Origin of the sequence: Lysobacter capsici, from assembly GCF_018732085.1 — a bacterium.
Classification (GTDB): Bacteria; Pseudomonadota; Gammaproteobacteria; order Xanthomonadales; family Xanthomonadaceae; genus Lysobacter; species Lysobacter capsici_A.
In genome coordinates this window covers 4,242,890-4,263,329 of record NZ_CP076103.1, presented here as the reverse complement: position 1 = coordinate 4,263,329, position 20,440 = coordinate 4,242,890, and the positions used below count along the sequence as shown (strand labels likewise).

19 protein-coding genes are annotated in these 20,440 nt (G+C 66.5%); 7 read left to right on the top strand and 12 right to left on the bottom strand.

Features of this window, described 5'->3' with window-relative positions; translation table 11 throughout:
* Positions 1-824: 824 nt before the first annotated feature.
* Entirely contained in the window at positions 825-3,479 is a 2,655-nt protein-coding gene (locus KME82_RS17760) for a TonB-dependent receptor plug domain-containing protein (protein WP_215495228.1), read from the top strand.
* A 142-nt stretch (positions 3,480-3,621) separates the two neighbouring features.
* A complete protein-coding gene (locus tag KME82_RS17755; RefSeq protein ID WP_215495227.1) occupies positions 3,622-4,461 on the top strand; it encodes a DUF4349 domain-containing protein in 840 nt (279 codons plus the stop codon).
* A 68-nt stretch (positions 4,462-4,529) separates the two neighbouring features.
* Here KME82_RS17755 and KME82_RS17750 read toward each other — a convergent pair whose 3' ends face one another.
* Positions 4,530-4,826: a hypothetical protein gene (locus tag KME82_RS17750; protein WP_056111020.1), complete on the bottom strand. Its 297-nt coding sequence runs from the start codon at positions 4,824-4,826 to the stop codon at positions 4,530-4,532.
* A gap of 104 nt (positions 4,827-4,930) precedes the next feature.
* Between KME82_RS17750 and speG the strand changes: the two genes are divergently transcribed.
* Positions 4,931-5,521 carry a spermidine N1-acetyltransferase gene (speG, locus tag KME82_RS17745; protein ID WP_215495226.1) on the top strand — a complete coding sequence of 197 codons (591 nt, stop codon included), beginning with the start codon at positions 4,931-4,933 and terminating at the stop codon, positions 5,519-5,521.
* Positions 5,522-5,712: 191 nt separating this feature from the next.
* On the opposite strand, the gene KME82_RS17740 is transcribed toward speG, so the two are convergent.
* Both KME82_RS17740 and KME82_RS17735 read right to left on the bottom strand, forming a co-directional pair.
* The gene (locus KME82_RS17740; protein ID WP_430538737.1) at positions 5,713-6,702 is read right to left on the bottom strand and encodes a peptidylprolyl isomerase; all 990 of its coding nucleotides are present in this window, start codon (positions 6,700-6,702) and stop codon (positions 5,713-5,715) included.
* Between the two features lie 55 nt (positions 6,703-6,757).
* Positions 6,758-7,222, bottom strand: a complete 465-nt coding sequence (locus tag KME82_RS17735; protein WP_215495224.1) for a DUF1579 family protein — start codon at positions 7,220-7,222, stop codon at positions 6,758-6,760.
* Between the two features lie 235 nt (positions 7,223-7,457).
* Here KME82_RS17735 and KME82_RS17730 point away from each other — a divergent pair, with 235 nt between their 5' ends.
* Both KME82_RS17730 and KME82_RS17725 read left to right on the top strand, forming a co-directional pair.
* On the top strand, positions 7,458-7,823 hold the full coding sequence (locus KME82_RS17730; RefSeq protein ID WP_215495223.1) for a PadR family transcriptional regulator: 366 nt from the start codon (positions 7,458-7,460) through the stop codon (positions 7,821-7,823).
* A complete protein-coding gene (locus tag KME82_RS17725; protein ID WP_252255394.1) occupies positions 7,820-8,773 on the top strand; it encodes a sensor domain-containing protein in 954 nt (317 codons plus the stop codon). The genes KME82_RS17730 and KME82_RS17725 overlap by 4 nt, the downstream gene beginning before the upstream one ends.
* Before the next feature lie 107 nt (positions 8,774-8,880).
* Here KME82_RS17725 and KME82_RS17720 read toward each other — a convergent pair whose 3' ends face one another.
* The 8 genes from KME82_RS17720 to KME82_RS17685 form a co-directional block, all read right to left on the bottom strand.
* Positions 8,881-9,267: a hypothetical protein gene (locus tag KME82_RS17720; protein WP_215495221.1), complete on the bottom strand. Its 387-nt coding sequence runs from the start codon at positions 9,265-9,267 to the stop codon at positions 8,881-8,883.
* Positions 9,268-9,361: 94 nt separating this feature from the next.
* On the bottom strand, positions 9,362-9,754 hold the full coding sequence (locus tag KME82_RS17715) for a hypothetical protein (protein WP_215495220.1): 393 nt from the start codon (positions 9,752-9,754) through the stop codon (positions 9,362-9,364).
* Between the two features lie 106 nt (positions 9,755-9,860).
* Positions 9,861-10,262: a hypothetical protein gene (locus KME82_RS17710; protein WP_215495219.1), complete on the bottom strand. Its 402-nt coding sequence runs from the start codon at positions 10,260-10,262 to the stop codon at positions 9,861-9,863.
* 260 nt (positions 10,263-10,522) lie between these two features.
* The gene (locus KME82_RS17705) at positions 10,523-10,948 is read right to left on the bottom strand and encodes a hypothetical protein (RefSeq protein WP_215495218.1); all 426 of its coding nucleotides are present in this window, start codon (positions 10,946-10,948) and stop codon (positions 10,523-10,525) included.
* Positions 10,949-11,583: 635 nt separating this feature from the next.
* Positions 11,584-12,999 (bottom strand): XVIPCD domain-containing protein, encoded by a 1,416-nt coding sequence (locus KME82_RS17700; protein ID WP_215495217.1) that lies wholly within the window; start codon positions 12,997-12,999, stop codon positions 11,584-11,586.
* The gene (locus KME82_RS17695) at positions 12,992-13,654 is read right to left on the bottom strand and encodes a hypothetical protein (RefSeq protein ID WP_215495216.1); all 663 of its coding nucleotides are present in this window, start codon (positions 13,652-13,654) and stop codon (positions 12,992-12,994) included. Before KME82_RS17695 ends, KME82_RS17700 begins: the two co-directional genes overlap by 8 nt.
* Before the next feature lie 179 nt (positions 13,655-13,833).
* The gene (locus KME82_RS17690) at positions 13,834-15,081 is read right to left on the bottom strand and encodes a polyhydroxyalkanoate depolymerase (RefSeq protein ID WP_215499119.1); all 1,248 of its coding nucleotides are present in this window, start codon (positions 15,079-15,081) and stop codon (positions 13,834-13,836) included.
* A gap of 362 nt (positions 15,082-15,443) precedes the next feature.
* The gene (locus KME82_RS17685; RefSeq protein ID WP_215495215.1) at positions 15,444-16,052 is read right to left on the bottom strand and encodes a class I SAM-dependent DNA methyltransferase; all 609 of its coding nucleotides are present in this window, start codon (positions 16,050-16,052) and stop codon (positions 15,444-15,446) included.
* Between the two features lie 183 nt (positions 16,053-16,235).
* Between KME82_RS17685 and KME82_RS17680 the strand changes: the two genes are divergently transcribed.
* The gene (locus tag KME82_RS17680; protein WP_215495214.1) at positions 16,236-16,688 is read left to right on the top strand and encodes a CopD family protein; all 453 of its coding nucleotides are present in this window, start codon (positions 16,236-16,238) and stop codon (positions 16,686-16,688) included.
* A gap of 320 nt (positions 16,689-17,008) precedes the next feature.
* Here KME82_RS17680 and KME82_RS17675 read toward each other — a convergent pair whose 3' ends face one another.
* Positions 17,009-18,712: an alkaline phosphatase gene (locus tag KME82_RS17675; protein ID WP_215495213.1), complete on the bottom strand. Its 1,704-nt coding sequence runs from the start codon at positions 18,710-18,712 to the stop codon at positions 17,009-17,011.
* 390 nt (positions 18,713-19,102) lie between these two features.
* Here KME82_RS17675 and KME82_RS17670 point away from each other — a divergent pair, with 390 nt between their 5' ends.
* A complete protein-coding gene (locus KME82_RS17670; protein ID WP_056111044.1) occupies positions 19,103-20,428 on the top strand; it encodes a dicarboxylate/amino acid:cation symporter in 1,326 nt (441 codons plus the stop codon).
* The last annotated feature ends 12 nt before the right edge of the window (positions 20,429-20,440 follow it).

Below are 20,440 nucleotides of genomic sequence, written 5' to 3'. Positions count from 1 at the left end.
CGCCGCTCCTACAAGAGGTGAACAAGGATTTTTGCGCAATGTGATTTCCGCGCAGTTGCCGTGTCGGTGGTCGGATTTCGCCGCTTTAGGCCGCGGCGGCGACATAACGATCGGTAATGCAGTCATGCGCGTGGGTTGATAGTCGCCCCGCGCCGAGGCATCGCCGGCGCCGACGCAAAACGGCGCGATCGCATTGCGCCACGGGCGTTGCGGCTAAACAGGGCGATCGATCGCAGGCAGACGCTGCCGGGGCATCGTTCATGCGTTGGCGAAAATTTGGCCATTTCCCCGATTCCGCTTCGTTGACATCGCTATATCGCGATGCAACATAAAGCCCGTCGCCGCGTCCCGCGTCCGACTTTCCTCCGCATCGAACGACACCCCCGTGAACGCAGTTGCCCCGACGAATCCGACCGCCGTTTTGCGCCGCTTCCATGGCGAGAGCGGCATGGCCATGTGTTGCCGCTGACCGCCCGTCCGCGTCGCCCACCGCCTTTCGTCCCCGTTCCGGTTTCGCCTCATGTCCCTTTCGAATGCCTTGTCGATCTTTAACGCTCCGGCCGATCCCTGGCGCACACCCGTGCTGCGCGATCGGTCGATGTGTACCCGGCGGGTGATGCCCTGACGGGCTGAACCTGCCGCTTTCTTCGCCCGTCCCGGATCGGTACGCGGCCGACGGCATCGCCGTCTCGCGTCTCTCTCCCCTCTCGTGACTGCACTGCGCTTTGCGCAGCGCCGGCGGCCGCGCGCCGTTCCGGGCGGGCGTTCCTTGTGCTTCGAAGAATTATTCGTTTTCCCTCCCCCACGTCTTGCAGGAATCGTCCATGTCGTTCGTACACGCAACACGCTCCAAGCCCGCTCGCACCGTGCATTACCGACGTCTCGCCCTGGCCTTGTCGATCGCGCTCGCCGCGCCGCTGGCGCAGGCCGACGACGCCGCAGCGACCGCCGCGCCCGGCGTCACCCTCGATGCGGTCCAGGTCACCGGCAGCAACCTCAAGCGCAGCGACGAAGCCGGGGTCAATCCGGTGCTGGTGATCGATCGCGTGCAGATCGAAAAGAGCGGCAAAGTCACCGTGTCCGACCTGCTGCGCAGCCTCACCGTCAACAGCGGCAACAGCTTCAACGAGCAATACACCGGCAGCTTCGCCAACGGCTCGGCCGGCGTATCGCTGCGCGGCCTGAGCCAGAAGAACACGCTGGTACTGGTCAACGGCTATCGCGTGGCCTCGTACGGATTCGCCCAGAACACCCAGGACAATTTCGTCGATCTCAATGCGCTGCCGCTGGGCGCGATCGAACGGGTGGAAATCCTCAAGGACGGCGCGTCGGCGTTGTACGGCTCCGACGCGATCGCCGGCGTGGTCAACCTGATCCTGCGGCGCAAGATCGAAGGCGTCGAAGTCGATGCGTCCTACGGCGCGGCCACCCAGGGCGGCATCGACCAGCGCAGCCTCGGCCTGCGCGCCGGTCACGGCGATCCGGACAAGGACGGTTACAGCCTGCGTTTCAGCCTGGACGTGTTCCAGCGCGGGCAACTCAACGGCGACGAACGCGCGCTGACTCGCGACGGCGATTACCGCGATCAACCCGGCGGGCGTCTGGCCGGCTGGTCGACTCAAGGCGGCGCGTTCCTCGCCAATCCGCGCGCGCCGGTCGCGTTCGCGTGCCAGCCCGGAACCCAGTCGCGTCCGTACAGCGACTTCGGCAGCCCGCTGCCGGGCAACGCCTGCGCGTTCAACACCCAGCCTTACCGCACCTTGATTCCCGACGTGGAACGCTATCAGGCGCTGGTCGCCGGCGACGTGTGGTTCAACGACAAGGTCCAGGGTTTCGCCGAGATCCTCTACAGCACCAGTCACAACGGTACGTATTTCAGCGCGCCGATGACGGTCGGCGCCGGCCTGCGCGCCTACGATCGCGGCACCGGCCGCCTGGTCGATATTCCGGCGGTGCTGCCGGTCGGGCATCCGAACAATCCCAACGCGACGCCGACGCCGTTCGAGTATTCCTTCCTCGACCTGGGCGCGCGCTACAAGATCAACAAGTCCCAGTTCTCGCGCATCCTGTTCGGCCTGCGCGGCAAGGGCGAGGTGTGGGACTGGGACGTCGCCGCCAGCCATTCGGAAAGCCAGCAGCACGAGTACGTGCGCAACTTCCTCAACCGTTATACGTTCGAGCAGGTGCTGGCCGACGGCAGCTACGATTTCCTCAATCCTTCGCGCACACCGGCCGCGCTCGACGCCTTGCGTTTGTCGACGCGTCGTCCCGGAACGTATCGCCTGAGCACGCTCAGCGGCAAGGTGTCCGGCTTCCCGTGGCAGTGGCGCGCGGGCGATGTCGGCGTCGCCGCCGGGGTGGAATTCCGCAACGAGTCCCAGGACGCGCGCACCAGCCCGCAGGTGTTGTCGGGCACCGAACTGCGCCCGGCGATCAACCTGATCGACGGCGAACGCCGCGTCGCCGCCGCGTTCTTCGAGTTCAGCCTCAAGCCGTGGGAACAGGTGGAAGTGCAACTGGCCGGCCGCGGCGATCATTACAGCGACTTCGGCAGCGCGTTCTCGCCCAAGCTCGGCTTGCGCTGGCAGGTCAGCGACGACTGGCTGCTGCGCTTGAACGCCTCGCGCGGTTTCCGCGCGCCGTCGCTGCCGGAAATCGCCCAGAGCACCACCATCAGCTACGGCAGCGTGATCGATCCGTTCGATCCGGTGCAGCCGGGCGCGTCGCGCGGCGTGACCGTGCTGCGCGCCGGCAATCCCGATCTGAAGGCCGAGCGTTCCAGCAACATCAACCTGGGCGTGTTGTGGGCGCCCGATGCCGACACCAGCCTCGGCGTCGATTTGTACCGCATCCGCCAGGACGATCTGATCGCGCCCGACAGCGTGCAGTTCGTGGTGTCGAACCCGCAGAGCAATCCCGGCCGCGTCACCCGCGATGCGCAGGGCCGTCTGCAACTGGTCGAGAACCGCTATGCCAATCAGGGCACGCTGACCACCACCGGTTTCGATATCGAAGGCCGCAAGGTCTGGCATGCCGGCGACGACCGCTGGACCCTCGACGGCACCTGGACCCGATTGCTGAGCTACGAGCAGCCGCAGGTGGCCGGGCAGGGCGCGCTCGAAGGCGCTGGCGGCAACCGCTTCGGCGCGCTGCCGAAGTGGCGCGGCATCACCTCGCTGGCGTATACGCGCGGCGACTGGAACGCGCAGTTGTCGTGGCGCTACATCGGCGGCTACAAGCAGCAGGTGGTCGATGCGCGCAGCAATCCGGGCCTGAGCGACAAGGTCGACGATCACCATCAGTTCGACCTGTACCTGGGCTACGAGGGCCTGCGCGATACGACCTTGTACCTGTCGGTGCAGAACCTGGCCGACAAGGACCCGCCGTTCGATCCGGCCGGCGGCGCGCTGCCCTACGACATCAGCCAGTACGACGCGCTGGGGCGCTTCGTCACCGTGGGCGTCAAGCACACGTTCTGATCGGCCGACGCGCGGGCCGGCGCCAACCCCGTTGGCGACCGGCCCGCGTTGATCCAGTGATCGAGCGCGGTGGACCAACGCTGTCCGCCGCGCGGGCCGGTGGCATAGTGCTACCCGCCACTGACGGCTGGAGAGAGCACCCATGGATACGAACACGATCGCGAACCGGCTGGGCGCGTTGCTATTGGCCGCCGCGATGCTGGCCGGCTGCGCCAAGCACGCCTACGCGCCCGCCGAGGAATCGGTGCGCGTACCCGAAGCGAATATGACCAAACCCGGTTCCGGTTCCGACGCCGGCGGCGCCGCGAAGGCCGACCTGGGCGTGTTGCTGGCCTACGAACATCAGATCCGTATCCGCATGCCCGGCGAGCGCATCGCGGCCCGGGCCAGCGAGGTACAGGCCGCCTGCAACGCCGGCAAGTTCGGCGCCTGCGCAGTCCTGGGCATGAGCCAGAGCGGCGGCGACGATCCTTCCGCGACCTTGCAGGTGCGGATCGTGCCCGATGGCGTGGACAAGCTGATCGGGCTGGCCGGCAAGGGCGAGGAGATCGCCGAACGCAGCATCCAGGCCGAGGATCTGGCCACCGCCGTGCGCGACAACAGCCTGCGCCAGGACCGGCTGCGCAAGGAGCACGCGCGTCTGCTCGAGTTCCAGGACCGCAAGGATCTGAAGATCGCCGACGTGATGACCCTGTCGAGCCGCATCGCCGAGATCGAATCGCAGTTGCAGGCCGCCGAGCAGGAGGCCGCGCAGCAGCAGCGGCGCATTTCCACCCAACTGGTCACGCTGACCTTCCAGACCACGCGCGCCCAGGAAAACACCGGCGAGGTCGGCGAGGCGTTCAAGGACGTCGGCGGCATCGTCACCGGCACGATCGCGTTCCTGATCCGCGCGTTCGCCGCGTTGTTGCCGGTGGCGCTGGTGCTGACCGTGCTGGTGCTGCTGATCCGCCGCATTCGCCGCGCGCGCCGCAAGGGCTAAGGCGCGGATGCAACGGCCGGGCCGCCTCGCTGCGGCCCGGTTGTGTCGGTTTCAGCCGACGGTCCGGATCAGCGTTCTTCCTCGGTCTCGAACTCGACCAGCACGTCCAGGTCGAAGGCCAGCGCTTCCACCGCCTCGCGCACCTTGTTGGCGGTGGAGGCATTGGGCGCGTCGATCTCCAGTTCATGCGTTCCCGGGCCGGCGTCGTCGGGCAGGCCGGCCGAACTGGAATCGCTGTCGTCCATGTGCGGCATCAGGTCGGCGACTTCCTCGACGTGTTCGATGCCCTCCAGGCTGGACAGCAGATTGCCGATCGCGCGGGCGTCGTCTTCGGTGCCGGTGATGCGGATGCGAAGCTGGGGCATGCGGGCGGCCTGGTAGCGAGGGGAGTGGGCAGGCTAGGCATCGCCCGGCTAAGGTCGTGTGAAACGTCACATTGGCTGCATGCGGCGCGAGTAGGCTAAACGGCATGAACACGACCTCCGATTCGCCGCCGTCATCGCCGCCGTCGTCGGCCCCCGCGCCGAGCGTGACCTTGCGTCCGCTGGAGCGCGGCGACCTGCATTTCGTGCATGTGCTCAACAACAATCGCAGCGTGATGGGCTATTGGTTCGAGGAGCCCTACGAGTCGTTCGTCGAACTCGAAGAGCTGTACCGCAAGCACATCCACGACCAGTCCGAGCGCCGCTTCATCGTCCAGGACAGCGGCCAGGAGCGCGTGGGCCTGGTCGAGCTGGTCGAGATCGACCATCTGCACCGGCGCGCGGAATTCCTGATCATGATTTCGCCCGAGCAGCAGCGGCGCGGCTATGCGCGCGCGGCGACGCGGCTGGCGATCAACTACGCGTTCCGGGTGTTGAATCTGTACAAGCTGTACTTGCTGGTCGATGTCGACAACAGCCGGGCGATCCAGATCTACGAGGACGCCGGGTTTCAGCGCGAGGGCGTGTTGATCGACGAGTTCTTCAGCGACGGGCGCTATCACGACGTGGTGCGGATGTGTCTGTTTCAGCCGCAGGCGTTGGGGCAGAGCAGTGCGGGGCGTAGTGTGGGGGTTTGAAGGCTTGTTGCTGCGGTGTGGGTTGCGCGCCCTCACTCGGACCCCGCTCCCCTGCCCAAACGCATAGCGTTTGGGCGTTCGTGGACGCGCGAGCCAGTGGCTCGCGAGCTGCGCCCACTCACCCCGCTAGCGGGAGAAGGTGGCCCGAAGGGCCGGATGAGGGCCCACCGGATGAGGGCTGCAAGCCGCGCTTACTTCTTCTTCGCCGCCCGATCGCGCACCGGCAGCGGCACATTGCAGATATTGATGTACCCCGCCGGACGCTTGTAGAAATCGTCCTGGCGGTTGCGCCGCGATTCGACCAACTCAGTGAACAGCGGCGTGTCGGTGCGCAGCACTTCCAGGTCGCTGCGTTCGGCCTTGGGCACCTTCGCCGCCAGCCGGATCGCCTTGATCGGCGCGCGCTCGGCCGCGGTTTCGTAGAAGCCCAGCGGGCCGGTGCCGCGCGGCAGCGAGGACAGCAGCTCCATGCCCTTGACCACCCGGCCGACCGTGGTGATGTTGAGGTCGAGGTGACGCGGCGACTGGCCGATCACCACGTACAACTCGGCGCCGTTGCTCGAATCGATCGCCATGTCGCGGCCGGCGCCGACGGTGCCGTAGCAGTGCGCGAGCCAGCTCGAACCGGTCGCCGAATCGCGCGCGGCCGGGAAGCCCGCGGCGAAGCCGGCCTGCGGCGCCCAGCCGTCGGGATCGGGCAGCACGGTCATGCTCAGGCCCGCGCTCTTGCGCGAAACCTCGGCCGGCAGCTTCGGCTTGAAGCCCGCGCCGAACGGCTTGCGCTTGCTCGCGTCCTCGGCGTTGGCGTCGCCCCACTGCACGACGTAATTGTCCTGCGAGCGGTTGATGCTGAGCCCGTTCCAATAGCCGTTGCTCGCCAGCGCGCGGATGTTGGCGACGTGCGCGGGCGCGAACTGCGGCGCCAGTTCGATCACCACCCGGCCGCGCTCGAGCTCCAGATACAAGGTGTTGTTCGGGTCCAGCGCGCGCCAGTCGGCGGGCCGGCTGGCGTCGAGGATGTCCTGCATGCCGCGCGGCTTGGCTGGCGCGGCGGTCTGCGCGCTCGCGGTGGCCGCGGTGAGGGTCAGGGCGAGGGCCAGCGGCAGGGCTTGGGAAAGCGAACGCTTCATGCGGTTTCCTGAAAGAAGATGGACGGTGACGATGCGGATGCGGCCGGGCATGCCCGGACTGGGGAGCGAATCGGCGCGGCGACGGCGTCCCCGCGCCGGCCGCGTTTCAGTCTTGGCGAAGATAGTCGGCACGGATGAATTCGGCGAATTCGCTCTGGCCGGGAAAGCGGTTCTCGATCACGAAGCGGTAGCGATCCTCGGCGAATTCGTAGCGATAGCGCGCTTCGCCGCGCGGGGTGGTCTTTTCGAAATGCAGGGTGTCGCCCTGCCAGCGGCCGCGCGCGGGCTCGGGCGGGAACCCCATCGTGTCGAACCACCACCACAGCACGTCGCCGCTGTCGGGTTCGATCAGGAACACGCCGTGGCCGTCGAACACCACGACGCCGTCCTTTTCCTGCCGGTACTCCTGCATCAGCGCCGTGCCGCCCAGGGCGACATGAAAGGCGCTGTGGCCGGTCGACGTCCCGCCCGGACCCCAGGGCGAAGGCGAGACGTGTTCTGTCCCGGACCAGCGACCGGCGAACCGGTGCAGTCGGGCGAGTTGGTCGGGGGCGGGGCGTTGCGGCTGCATGACGGGTCCTGGCGGCGACGGTCGCCGAAGCGTAGCCGGTTGCAACCGCGCGCGCAGCGGCGGTGTCCCTGTCGGCAGACATGCCGGCGGCCTCGCGATCGACCCGGGCCTACTCACCCCTCACGCCTGTGAACTCGTTCCTCCTTTGCTCCCAGCCATCCGCCACGATGACTACCGGCACATTCGCTATACCGAACTTCGCACTAGCATCAGCTCCAACCTAGAGGAGCCTGCCGTGACCGAGCTCGACAGCCAATTGCGAAAGTTCCAGAAGGAGCTCAGCGCCGGCACCGTCTCACTGGCCTTGCTGGCGGTGCTGGGGTCGGCGCGCGAGCCGATGTACGGCTACCAGATCGCCAAGCGCCTCGAGCGCGAAGGCGAGGGCGTGCTCAGCGGCAAGCAGAGCGCGCTGTATCCGGTGCTGCGCAACCTCGGCGCGGCGGGGCTGCTCGACAGCCACGTCGAACCGTCCGTGACCGGTCCGCCGCGCCGTTACTACACCATCACCGATACCGGACAGGCCGTGCTGCGCGAATGGACAGCCGCCTGGCGCGCGACCCGCGACTCCGTAGATTCCGTACTCCAGGGGCTGAACGCATGAACGCCATCACCGACGCAGGTCACACCGATTCTTCCGCCGACGCGGGCCTGCCGCGTTCGATACCCGACTACCTCGAGCGCCTGCGCGCGGCCTTGCGCGGCGCCGATCCGGCGCTGATCCAGGACGCGCTGTACGACGCCGAGGAATACCTGCGCTCGGAACTGGCCGAGAACCCCGACCGCAGCGAGGCCGAGGTGATCGCCGCGGTCGCCGGCAGTTACGGCGCGCCCGACGAGGTCGCCGACATCTACCGCGACACCGAGATCAAGGTGCAGACCGCGCTGCGGCCGCCGGCGCCGAAGAAGCGCAAGTCGCTGCTCGGCCGCTTCTTCGGCGTCGCGCTGGAGCCGCGTACCTATGGCGCGCTGTTCTACATGCTGCTGTCGCTGGCGACCGGCACGTTCTACTTCACCTGGGTCACCACCGGCCTGTCGCTGTCGATCGGCATGCTGATCCTGATCATCGGCATTCCGCTGCTGATCCTGTTCCTGGGCTCGGTGCGGGTGCTGGCGCTGGTGGAAGGCCGCCTGATCGAGGTGATGCTCGGCGAACGCATGCCGCGCCGGCCGCTGTACACCAACCGCGAGCAGTCGGTGATGGAGCGGATCAAGCAGATCTTTGTCGACCCGCGCACCTGGGGCACGCTGCTGTACATGTTGCTGATGCTGCCGCTGGGCACGATCTACTTCACCGTGGCGGTGATCGGCCTGAGCCTGTCGTTGTCGCTGACCCTGCTGCCATTCGCACAGTTGTTCGGTCTGCTCGGCGATGGCGTGGTGCGCCTGGACGGCATCAACGTGGTCGGCGTGTGGGAGCCGTGGGCCTGGCCGGTGTTCGCGGCGATCGGCATCGTGCTGCTGTTCCTGACCCTGCACGCCGCGCGCCTGATCGGTTATGCGCATGCCCAGTTGGCCAAGCACCTGCTGGTGCGGTGGGCGCAGCGCGACTGAAGCGGTAGCGACGTCCGTGCCACCCATCGATCAGCCGGCCGCGAGGCCGGCTGATCTTTTTTGTTTGCTTGTTCGCACCAGCAGGCACGGCCGCATGCGGAGCGGACTTACCAGCCGTTGAGCAAGCACACCGCAAATGGATAGAACCGCGCGTCTTCGATGCCTTGCGCGCTGACGCACGCGGGATCGTTGGACGATCCCGCGTTGTGGCAGGTGTCGTGACGCCGGCCCCACGCCGCGACATAGGCATGCGGCGCGCGCTGGCATTCGGGGGTATTGGCCGGACATTGCTGGATCACCGACGCCACGAAGTCGAATTCGTAGGCTTCCTGGGCGAGGCAGTCGGGATGGTTGGGGCCGTTGATCTGGCAAAGTTCGATGCGCACGTCGCGCAAGCCGATGATGTCGTCCACCGCCGGCGCGCACGGGCCCGCGAGCGAGACGGCGGAGAACGACAGGGACAAAACCAACAAGGCCAGCGATGCGGTCTTCATGGACGGCTCCAGTGCTTGCTCGAGGGTCGATCTAGGGTCGGTCGATCGGCGTGAAACACGGCGGCGCGCTCGCCGGCCGCGCCGCCCGCGCGGATCACTGCATGAAGCAGCTCACCTTGACCTGGAGGAAGTTCACGTCTTCCTGCTGCATCGCGGCGCGGCAGACCGGGTCGGTCGACGATCCGGCTTGCTGGCATTTGATCGCGCGCTGCTGCGAAAAGATGTCGTACAACTGACGATTGACCGCGCACTGCGGCGTCGGCGCGGGACACACCGCGTCCATCATCTGCCACTGAATCTTTTCGACCTGCTCGTTCTGGCGACACACCGGGCTGTTGGGGCCTTGCGAAGTGCAGGCCTGCACGCGCTGGATATGGCTGATTTCGACCTGCAGGCGCGCGCTGGTGCAGGCGGGCGTGGCGGCCTGGGCGGCGTCGGCGCACGCCGCGATGGCGAACAGGCTGGCGCAAAGGGCTCGGAGTTTCATGGCGATCTTCCTTGTCGGTGGCGATTGGGTGGCGATGTAAGCGTTGCTGCGGGGATAAATGCAGTGCCGTGCGGCGGCGATCAATCGCGCGACGCAGCGATCTTCGTCAGGGCCGCGACAGATAGCCGCAGGCGCCCATCACGTCGTAGTACAGGTCGTCGTCGTGTTCGACCGCGGCCACGCAGGCCGGATCGGATGCGCTGCCGGCGGCGCGGCAGATCATCGAGCGGTGCGGCCAGTACTGGGCGTGATCGGCGAGCGCGGCCAGGCATTGGCCGTCGGGGTTTGGACAGTTGCGCCGCAGCGAAGTCCAGCCGACGCGTTCGCGGTCTTCGGCGGCGCCGCAGCTAGCGCTGGTTGGGCCGTCGGTTTCGCACGCGATCACTCGTTCGAAGCGATCGTGATGCAATTGCGTGGCGGTGAGAAAACACACGCTGGGCGCGGCGTGCAGCGTCGAGGCGAAGCTGCAGCAGCACAGCGCAAGCAAGATGGCGAGGCGAGTGGACATGAAAGGCTCCCGATTGGGCTTCCGATGGGCTTGCGATCCAAGGAGCTGTTCCGCGGCCCGCGCGGGTGGCTCGACGGCGCGGCTCGACTAAACAGTCTCGTCAAGGGCGGTTCGACGAGGCGATCAGGCCGAGCCGCTTCGACCGAAGCGATCGGGTCGAAGCGGTCGAACCGAAGCCGCCATGAATCATCGAAAATCGACTTGATCGCGTCGTTCGGTTTGGAAAGCTGCGCGATCGCGTCCGGCTCTAGACGGTTTGTTCAAATCACCACGCATTCGCGCACGAAGCGTTTGAACTGCTGGAACTCCGCCTGGCGCAGCGCCTGGCATTGCGGATCGAGGGCGGTTCCGGCCTGGCGGCATTCGAAGCTGCGGGTCGCGGCCGCTTCTTCGTATTGATCGCGGACCACGGTGCAGTAGTCGTCCAGCGGCGGGCAACTGCTGGTCATCGCCTGCATGGCCACGGCCTGTTCGGCTTCGCGAATATCGCAACTCGCGCTGTTCGGGCCCTGGTTCGAGCAGGCCACGTCCTTTTCATGAAACGCGGTCATCCAATCCTGGCCGGCATAGACGCAGGCCGCATTGGCCGCGGCCGCGCCGCTGCACAGCAGCAATACCGACAGCGCGGCGGATGCGATTGCGGATCGTGCATGGCGCGGCGTGCTGGACGAAATAAGGGTTTTCATGCGGGCTCTCCTTGGCGGTGATGCGCGAAGCCGGCTGCGGCGTTCGCGCGCTGAGTGCGCTGACCGGGCTGTTGTGGCGCCGGCGGCGGACATGGGGTGATGTCAGATGCGATCGATCGAATGCGCGCGCGCCGACTGCCGCGAAGACACAAGTGGCGTGGCTGGGTTGGTGAAGGATCGCGAAGACCGGCGGTTGCGGCCACGTGCGTGCGCATTGCGCGCGCTGCCTGCGTGAGGGGTCATCCAGCTCTCCTTAGCTGCGCGGGAATCGTGATCCTGCGATCGCGCGGACCGATTCGGCGCGCGGCTGAGGGGACTGTAGCCATCCCGGCGCCGACCGCCGTCGTGGCCGTGCGTAATTGATGCCGAGTCGACATTTTTTAGCGGCGGGCGTCGCTGTTTTGGCCTGACAATGTGGTCGGCTCTAGTGCTCTGGGAGTCGCATGGTAAGCAAAGCACGGTGGCGGCCTGGCCGGTGATGCCGGAGCGATGCGCATGGGCTTCAAGGCGCGATTGGATTCATTTCGCCGGATGCGGCAATGAAAGCTGCGCACTGCGGCCGCAGCTACGCGCGTGAGCGGTGACGGCCGAAGGCAGGCCGATGACGGGTCGCCTCGATCATGAGGCGCGTGCGGTCAGCGCGACAACACCGTGGTGTCCTGGGTTTTGTGCTGGGTCTGTTGCGGGCTCAACGATTCTTCGCGTTGCCGCTCGTGCGCGATGGCCTGATTGGCCGCTTGCAGTTTCTGGTCGGACTGCTCAGCCGGCGTGTTGATCGCCTGCTCGATGACCACGGTGGTGCGTTTGTGCGCGGGATCGTCGAGCCGGCCTTCGACGGCGAACAGGTGTCCGGTCGCTCCCATCACGATGTGATCCACGCGGTTCAATGCGTTGGCCGACAGCGAGTAGTCGCTGCCCGGATGCATGTCGCGATTGTCCTTGCAGGCCGCGAGCGTGGCGCGGCTGAGCCGTTCGCTGAGTTCGTCGTAGGGTTTGCCGATGCGTTCGTCGTTCGCGCGCACGCCGGCGCGGATTTGTTCCAGCATCGCGAGGTCGGCGCCGGAAGGCAGGGTCGGTTCGGCAGGCGCGGACAGGGCCGGATGGCCGAGTTGTTTGCTGGCGCGGTGATGTATCTCCACCGCTGCGCGGGTACTCGGGTCGATGAACTCGAATGGAGTTTTGTCGTGAAAGCGGCCCAGGTCGATGTCCTGCCGCTTCAAGGCCGCCGGGTCCAGCTTCAGCCTCGCCAAGTCGATATGGACATCGTTGAAGCTGCGGTCCGGGTCGAGCTTGCGCGCCTGAAACTCGGCGTCGGCGACCCAGCCGATGGCGGTCGCCTTGCTCGACTCGGAATAGCCGTGGGCGCGTTTGATGTCGTAGAAACAGTTGGCGACGGCTTCGATGTTCTGCGGTGTGGCCGGGAAGGATTGGCTCTTGGGGTCGAAGCTCAGGCCAGGGGCGAATTCGGCGCTCCCGTCGGCCATTTTTTTCGCGCATGAGCTGACAGGATCCGCGCGCCTGGCCAGCGCGCTTTCTGACACCTGGCCCTTTCCTTCATGCCGCAAACGATCGGCCAGCATGTTGATCCCGCTCAGTTCGGCACGGGCCTCCTGCTGTCGTTGAACGGCATCGTATCGCTCGACCAATTGGGTGTAATCGCGAGGACGCGCGCCGCTGTGAGCGAGTTCGCGCATCTCATTGGCGATGGCTTGTTCGGCTGCGTGGGCTCGATTGCCTTGCTGGGCGTGGGAGATTTCGTGGCCGAAGGCATAAGTGAGTCGGTCGAGGGAATCTCGATCGATATCGGAATCGAGTATTTCGGGCTTGAAGCCGATTTCGCGTGTGGTCGGAGCGTACGATGCCAGTGCTGGAGACTCGGGCGGCAGGAAGCGCAAGCCCGACACTCTGCCGCTCACTATGGTGTCGGTCATCGCCCGGTTCAATTCGGGCGAGCTGCGTAGGGAGGCCTCCAGTATGCGCAGCTGATGTTCGGTGGCGCCGCGTTGCGTGAATCCGTCGAATACCGCGTTCAGCTCATCCCGATCAGGCATGGCGCAGTTCCTGGTCGGTCATGGCGAAGGTCAATCTGACGGTCTGAATGCAACGGCCCGCATCTGCTTCTGGAGCGCCGGAATGGTAGTACCCGATCCGCAAAATTTTCCCGTTGCGTGTGTAGCGCCATTCCTGAAGATGGCCATGCACGCCGCTTTCTCTGACCGCCCGGAATCCTTGTCGCTTCAGACGGTCGTTGAATTCCTGGAAGTCGTAGGTGCAGTTGGGCGAATTGCCTAGACCGTCAACCTGATTGGGCGAGGCGAGCATCTCCAGCCGCGTATCGTCGGGCGCATAGGTAACGATATTCACATTCCATCGCCACCACCCATCAGCCCCGTTCCCCGTGATGCTGCGTATATCCGGCTCGCGAGGATTCGGCGACAGCTTCAATCCGATGATGCGTTCAAGCTCGTCCTGGGTCAGTTTTTCGCGGCTGTCGATGCCATCGATGACCTTGAAGACCAGCGCCTTGAATTCGTCCACAGTGAGTGTCGGCCCCTTGATGGCGTCCTTCATCGCTGGGTCTCCCTTTTTATCCACGCCCGATCCCGCAACGGTGGTCGGAGCCGGAGCCTGACGTTCTTGCGCGCACGCAGTCGCCGCCGCACACGCGAGCAGCGCGACCAACATCCAGTGTCGTGTCGGTTGCATGGCCGGGCGCTCCGTGGTGTTGCGATGTCCCGATGCTCGGCCGCGCACTCGCAGCGGTCAAGGGGTATCGAACGTTGCGCACGCACGCAGGCACTTTCGACGCGCACAAACGCAACGGCCCGCCCGACGTCGGGTCGGGCGGGCCGCGATGTGGCGCGATGCGTGTTGTGCGGGCCGGCTTACTTGGCCGCGTACTTGGCGATGAAGTTGCGCACCTGCGGATACACCTGCTCGCGCCAGCGGCGGCCGCTGAAGATGCCGTAGTGGCCGGCGCCGTCGACGGTGATGTGCTGGCGGTCGGCTTCGGCCACGCCGGTGCACAGCGTGTGCGCGGCGCGGGTCTGGCCCTGGCCGGAGATGTCGTCGAGTTCGCCTTCGATGGTCAGCAGCGCGGTGGTGTTGATCGCGCCGGGGTTCACCCGCTCGCCGGCCACGTCCCACAGGCCGCGCGGCAGCAGGTGTTCCTGGAACACTACGCGAATCGTGTCGAGGTAGTACTCGGCCGGCATGTCGAGCACGGCGTTGTATTCGTCGTAGAACCGGCGATGCGAATCGGCGTCTTCCAGGTCGCCCTTGAGCAGGTCCTGGTAGAAATCCCAATGCGACTGGAAATGCCGCTCCGGGTTCATCGCCACGAAGCCGCTGTGCTGCAGGAAGCCGGGATAGACGCGGCGGCCGCGGCCGGGGAAATTCGCCGGCACGTGGTGGATCACGTTGTTCTCGAACCACCACAGCGGTTTATGCACAGCCAGGTCGTTGACCTTGGTCGGGCTTTCGCGGGTGTCGATCGGGCCGCCCATCATCACCAGCGAACGCGGCGTGGGTTCGCCGCGCGCGGCCATCAGCGACACCGCCGCGAGCACCGGCACGGTCGGCTGGCAGACGCTGACCACGTGCAGGGTGTCGGCGCCGATCAGGCGGATGAAGTCTTGGATGTAGCCGATGTAGTCGTCGAGGGTGAAGGCGCCGTCCTCGGTCGGCACCATGCGCGCGTCGACCCAGTCGGTGATGTAGACCTTGTGGTCGCGCAGCAGGGTCTTGACCGTGTCGCGCAGCAGGGTGCTGTGATGGCCCGACAGCGGCGCGACCACCAGCACCGGCGGATCGTCCTTGAGCTCGGCGATGTTGTCGGCGTCGTCGGCGTAGCGCTTGAAGCGCAGCAGCCGGCAGAACGGCTTGCGCTGCATCTCGCGCTCGATCACCGGGTAGGTGTTGCCGTCGATCTGGATCGAGTGGATGCCGAATTCGGGCTTTTCGTAGTCCTTGCCGATGCGGTAGAGCAGTTCGTAGCCGGCGGCCAGGCGCGAGGCGCCCGGTACGGTCGACAGCCAGCTGCCGGGCGCGGCGAACATCTTCGCGCCGGCGTCGGCCCAGTAGGTCATCGGGGCCATCCAGGCGCGGCCGAATTCGTGCATCTGATAAAGCAGCATCGGGTCGGGGTCTCTTTGGCGGGCGAACTGGCGCCGGAGCGTAGCGGGTTCCGGGGCGTGCGGTTTGCTGCGGCGCAGCATAGCGGATTGGGACGGCGGTCGCGTGAATGGTGGGCGGGGCGGGGAATCGTGTGCCACGCGGTGGTGAGACGGGCTGCAGGTGCCACGAATCCACGAAGGCGCCCTGTAGGAGCGGCGCGAGCCGCGACCGCGCCACTTCGATTACGGCGCCCGTCTCCGAACCGATGCCGTTGCTGCCTTTGAAGCGACAAGTCCGGGGATCGGGTCTGCGGCCGGTCGCGTCGCAGGTGCGGCGGCGTGGTCGCGGCTCGCGCCGCTCCTACCGGGTTGCTACGCGGCTAACCCGTGGTCTCGAGCGCCGAGGTGCCGAAGCGCAAACGCCGCGCCAGCCACAGGTGCGAGCCGAGCGCAGTGAAGCCCTGCGCGGCGAAGCGTTCGCGGTAGAACGCGGCCGGGCGGCGCTTGAAGTCGTCGGTGTCGCCCTCGATCCCGTCCTCGCGGGTGAAGGTCTCCAGGAACGCGACGCCGCCGCACAGCTCGGCCAGGCCGGGCAGGCCGCGGTCGAGTTCGCGGGTGTCGAGGTAATGCAGTACGTCGCTGCAGATCAGCAGGTCGACCGGCGCGCACGGCCGCAGGTATTCGAAATCGCCGAACCGCGCCAGGTGCAGGTTGCGGCTGCGACCGAAGCGCGCAGTGGCGTACTGGCTGCTGTCGAATCCCAGATAATGCAGGCGCGGGCGCAGCTTGAGCAGCGGCGCGCGCCACGGGCCTTCGCCGCAGCCGATGTCGAGCACGCTGCGGATGGGGCGTTCGAGGTGGTATTCGGCGGTGGCGACGGTCAGCGCGACCTTGCGCGCCAGCCGCGCGGCGCCGCCGATGGCCTGGTGCTTCAGGGTCGGGTCGCGGTACCAGCGCTGGAAGTAGGCGGCGTCGTACTGTTTGCTCATCGTGGCGGTGGCTTGCGGTGGAGCGTGGCATCCTAACGCGCCCCGGGATCGGTGCGGCGGCGGGTTCGATCGTCGTCGCGCGATGCTGTCGATGTTGGCCCATCGCGAGTCGGCGTCACGGCGGTCCGCAGCCGGTTCCCTCGTCCTCGTATCGACCCGCCAGCCCCAATCAGGAAGCCCGCGATGAATGCCTATGTGTGGATCAAGACCTTCCATGTCGTGTTCGTGATCGCCTGGATGGCAGCGGTGTTCTACCTGCCGCGGATCCTGGTCAACCTCGCCGAGGCCGGCGACGAGCCGGCGGTGCGCGCGCGGTTGGTGCTGATGGGACGCAAGCTGTATCGCTTCGGCCACGTCATGTTCGGCATCGCGTTCCTGTGCGGGTTGCTGATGTGGCAGGGCTATCGGGTGTTCGGCGACGGGCTGCCGCAGATGTTCGCGGTCGGCGGCTGGTTGCACGTCAAGCTGAGCTTGGTCGTGGTGCTGCTGGTGTATTTCATCTTTACCGGGCGCTGGCTCAAGGGCGTGGACAAGGGGCGGGCGCTGCCTTCGTCGCGGACGTTGCGGTTGTTCAACGAGTTGCCGTTGCTGGCGTTGATTGCGATCGTGTGGTTGGTGTTGGCTAAGCCGTTTTGAGGGATGGGGCTGGCAGGGCAACAGCAACGGCAACGGCAACAGCAACAGCAACAGCAAATCCCCCTTCATCCCCCTTTTTCAAAGAGGGAGACTGCATTCGTTGCTTCGGCTGGTTGCGCGGCGTGTGGGCGATAACGGCAGTAACGGCAGCAACGTGGATTCATTGAGCATCCGCGGGCTGTGAAGATTCGCCTCGAATGCGATGCAAAAGAAAACGGCGACCACGTGGTCGCCGTTTTCACTCCCGAGCCCGCGCTGTTCCCCCCTTTGAAAAAGGGGGGCAGGGGGGATTTGCTTTTCGATCAGTTGACCGGATCAACTCAGTTCTTGAACTGATCCGCCTTGGGCAACGTCACCGGCACCTGGTTCGCATCGCAATCGCCCTTCGCGCACAACGAGGCGCGCAGCTTCGGCATCGACTGCAGCAGGAAGTGATAGATCGTGTTCTGCTCGACGCTGCCGCGCACCGCGCTGCTGCCGGGGCCGCGCGCCCAGATGCCGACGTCGTCGCCGCCGTGGGTTTCGGCGGTGGTCGGGACCAGGGCTTCTTGCATGTAATCGGGCGCCTGGGTGTCGACGTGGGTCAGGTCCGGGCGGCCCTTTTCGATTTCCTGCATGCCGCTGGCGGTGTGCGGGAACTTGTGCGGGCCTTCGGGCTGTTGTGAGCTGGCGCCGGTATAACCCGGGCCGTTGCTGTAGTTGAGCGTGGTGTAGGGCTTGCCGAGCGCGTCGCGGGCGTAGTCGTTGGGGTCGCCGTCTTCGCCGCTGGTGCCGCGCACCTTGCCGAGCATCGGGTTGCCGCGGGTCGGGTAGCCGACGAAGCTCAGGGTGTGCGAGTGATCGGCGGTGACCAGGATCAAGGTGTCGTCCGCGGACGTGGCCTTGTTCGCCGCATCCACCGCTTCGCTCAACGCGATGGTGTCGGTCAATGCGCGATACGCGTTGCCCATGTGGTGGGCATGATCGATGCGGCCGCCCTCGACCAGCAGCACGAAGCCGTTGTCGCCCTTGACCTTCTTGAGCCGTTCGATCGCCGCGACCGTCATCTCCGCCAGCGAGGGCTCGCCGGCGCCGTCCTGCGGGCGGTCGTGGTCGAACTGCATGTGGTCGGGTTCGAACAGCGCGAACAGCGGCTTGTCCTTCGGCGCGGCGGCGAACTGCTTGGCGTTCCACACGTACTCGCCGCCGGGGTGGCGCTGCTTCCAGGTCGCGATCAGGTCGCGGCCGTCCAGGCGCTGGCCGACCTTGTCGTCGTACTCGGGATCGCGCTGTTCGACGGTCATGAAGTTGGCGCGACCGCCGCCCATCAGCACGTCCGGGCCGGTGCCGTACGGCGACTCGATCATCTGCCTGGCGATGTCGATGCAGCCTTCGGACTTGGCCTTGTCGGTCAGGTCCATGTCGTTTTCCCAGTTGCGATCGGCCGAATGGCTGAAGGTCGCGCCCGGGGTGGCGTGGGTGACGCGGGTGGTGGTGACCACGCCGGTGGCCAGGCCTTGGCTCGCGGCGAGTTCCCACAAGGTCAGCATCGGCGCCTGCAGGGCCGCCGCGCAGTCGCCGCGCAGGCCCTTCTGGCCGATGCTGAGCACGCCGGCGCGGGTCTTCACGCCGGTGGCCATGGCGCTCATGGTGCCGGCCGAGTCGGGGGTCTGCGAATCGGTGTTGTAGGTCTTGCTCAGCGCGGTGGAGGGGAAGCGTTCCCAGCTCAGGCGGTTTTCTTCGCCCGGCGCGCCCTTGAGCTGGCCGGCGAGGATGCGCGCGGCGGCGACCGTGGTCAGGCTCATGCCGTCGCCGACGAACAGGATCACGTTCTTGGCCTTGGCCGACGAGGCGCCGCGCTGCGCGGCCTGGGCGGCGCCGTCGCGGTACCACCAGGCCGGGGTTTCGCCCTGCGGGTGCTGGATCGCCGGTACGTCGATGGCCACGCCGGCGCTGGGCGCGTCGGCGCGGGTCGGTGCGGACGCCGCGCAAGCGGTGAGCAGCGCGGGAACGAGGAGAACGGAAGCGGAACGCAGCTTGGACATGGGCGGGCCGGGCGTTGGGAATGACAAGCCGGCGATTATGCATCGGGCGTGTGACCGCGGTTGGGCGGGCGTTTGCCGTTTGAGGCAGGTTCGAGGCGGGAACCAGTGCACAGGAGTGAGGAACGAGTGGGTAGCGCGCTGCCTTACTCGTTTCTCACTTCTCTGGACTCGTTCTTCGTATCGCCCCGCCAATCCACTATTGTCCCAACGCAGCCCGGCTGGTTTGCCGAAGCTGTCGGAAGTAATAATGTTTCGTTGCCGGCTTATGCGCTCAGATCAGGCAGCGCCGCGGCGAAGCTGTTTATCGTGTCGTCCCACCCGCCCGCCAACGCGTCCGCCATCGGCCGCGTCCGGCCCGCATCCACCGACGCATTCATTGGATAGCCCGCGATGACCGCTTTGTTCTCGGCCTGGTTCCGCATCCCGTTCTGGCAGCGCGTGGTCGCCGGCTTCGTGCTCGGCGCGCTGGCCGGCTGGGCCTTCGGTCCGGCGGCCGACACCTGGTTCGGGCCGCTCGGCGATCTGTACGTCACCCTGATCAAGATGATCGCGGTGCCGCTGGTGTTTTTCGCGGTGATCAACGCGGTCGCGTCGCTGCACGGACAGAAGTCGATCGCCGCGCTCGGCGGGCGCACCTTCGCCTGGTTCGCGATCACCGCGGTGCTCGCGGTCGGCATCGGCCTGGCGGTCGGCACGATCATGCAGCCCGGCGCCGGCGTGACCGGCCTGGCGGTGGATTCGGGCTACAAGCCGCGCGACGTGCCCAGCGTGGTCAAGGTGTTGCTCGACGTGGTGCCGAGCAATCCGTTCTATGCCTTGACCGGCATCGGCGCGACCAAGAACGCGGCCGGCGAAACCGTGCTCGCCGCCGGCAAGGGCTCGATCCTGCCGGTGATCTTCTTCGCCGGGCTGCTCGGCTTCGCCATGGTCAAGCTCGGCGAGAAAGTCGCCGGCGTGCGCAAGCTGGTCGGCGAAACCAGCGACCTGATGATCCAGGTGACCCGCTTCGTGCTGGAAGTCACCCCGATCGGCACCTTCGGCCTGATCGCCTCGCTGGTCGGCGCGTACGGGTTCGAGAAGCTGCTGCCGCTGGGCAGTTTCGTGCTGGCGTTGTACGTCGCCTGCGCGCTGCACATCGTCGTGGTCTACAGCGGCCTGCTGCTGGCGCATGGCCTGAACCCGCTCAAGTTCTTCCGCGGCGCGGCGCCGGGCATGCAGGTGGCGTTCGTGAGTTCCTCGAGCTTCGCCGCGATGCCGGTGGCGATGCGTTCGATCACCCACAACCTCGGCGTCAACAAGGATTACGCCGCGTTCGCCTCGCCCCTGGGCGCAAGCATCAAGATGGACGGCTGCGGCGCGATCTATCCGGCGCTGTGCGCGGTGTTCATCGCCCAATACACCGGCACGCCGTTGACCGCCGACCAATACTTCATCGTGATGATCGCGTCCGTGCTCGGCAGCTTCGGCACCGCCGGCGTGCCCGGCACCGCGGTGATCATGGCGACCGTGGTGCTCAGCGCCGCCGGCCTGCCGCTGGAGACGATCGGTTATCTGTACGCGATCGACCGCGTGCTCGACATGATGCGGACCATGACCAACGTGACCGGGCAGATGCTGGTGCCGGTGCTGGTGGCCAAGGAAACCGGTCTGCTCGACAAGGCGGTCTACGATGCCGCGCCGACCAATGTCGGGATCGAGGAAGAAACCCGCGCATGATGCGGACGCGGC

What these genes read in the sequence shown, in the direction of transcription:
- KME82_RS17760 (WP_215495228.1), top strand. Translation starts at nt 825, where the DNA reads ATGTCGTTCGTACACGCAACACGCTCCAAGCCCGCTCGCACCGTGCAT.
- KME82_RS17755 (WP_215495227.1), top strand. Translation starts at nt 3,622, where the DNA reads ATGGATACGAACACGATCGCGAACCGGCTGGGCGCGTTGCTATTGGCC.
- KME82_RS17750 (WP_056111020.1), bottom strand. Translation starts at nt 4,826, where the DNA reads ATGCCCCAGCTTCGCATCCGCATCACCGGCACCGAAGACGACGCCCGC.
- speG (WP_215495226.1), top strand. Translation starts at nt 4,931, where the DNA reads ATGAACACGACCTCCGATTCGCCGCCGTCATCGCCGCCGTCGTCGGCC.
- KME82_RS17740 (WP_430538737.1), bottom strand. Translation starts at nt 6,702, where the DNA reads ATGCCCGGCCGCATCCGCATCGTCACCGTCCATCTTCTTTCAGGAAAC.
- KME82_RS17735 (WP_215495224.1), bottom strand. Translation starts at nt 7,222, where the DNA reads ATGCAGCCGCAACGCCCCGCCCCCGACCAACTCGCCCGACTGCACCGG.
- KME82_RS17725 (WP_252255394.1), top strand. Translation starts at nt 7,820, where the DNA reads ATGAACGCCATCACCGACGCAGGTCACACCGATTCTTCCGCCGACGCG.
- KME82_RS17720 (WP_215495221.1), bottom strand. Translation starts at nt 9,267, where the DNA reads ATGAAGACCGCATCGCTGGCCTTGTTGGTTTTGTCCCTGTCGTTCTCC.
- KME82_RS17715 (WP_215495220.1), bottom strand. Translation starts at nt 9,754, where the DNA reads ATGAAACTCCGAGCCCTTTGCGCCAGCCTGTTCGCCATCGCGGCGTGC.
- KME82_RS17710 (WP_215495219.1), bottom strand. Translation starts at nt 10,262, where the DNA reads ATGTCCACTCGCCTCGCCATCTTGCTTGCGCTGTGCTGCTGCAGCTTC.
- KME82_RS17705 (WP_215495218.1), bottom strand. Translation starts at nt 10,948, where the DNA reads ATGAAAACCCTTATTTCGTCCAGCACGCCGCGCCATGCACGATCCGCA.
- KME82_RS17700 (WP_215495217.1), bottom strand. Translation starts at nt 12,999, where the DNA reads ATGCCTGATCGGGATGAGCTGAACGCGGTATTCGACGGATTCACGCAA.
- KME82_RS17695 (WP_215495216.1), bottom strand. Translation starts at nt 13,654, where the DNA reads ATGCAACCGACACGACACTGGATGTTGGTCGCGCTGCTCGCGTGTGCG.
- KME82_RS17685 (WP_215495215.1), bottom strand. Translation starts at nt 16,052, where the DNA reads ATGAGCAAACAGTACGACGCCGCCTACTTCCAGCGCTGGTACCGCGAC.
- KME82_RS17680 (WP_215495214.1), top strand. Translation starts at nt 16,236, where the DNA reads ATGAATGCCTATGTGTGGATCAAGACCTTCCATGTCGTGTTCGTGATC.
- KME82_RS17675 (WP_215495213.1), bottom strand. Translation starts at nt 18,712, where the DNA reads ATGTCCAAGCTGCGTTCCGCTTCCGTTCTCCTCGTTCCCGCGCTGCTC.
- KME82_RS17670 (WP_056111044.1), top strand. Translation starts at nt 19,103, where the DNA reads ATGACCGCTTTGTTCTCGGCCTGGTTCCGCATCCCGTTCTGGCAGCGC.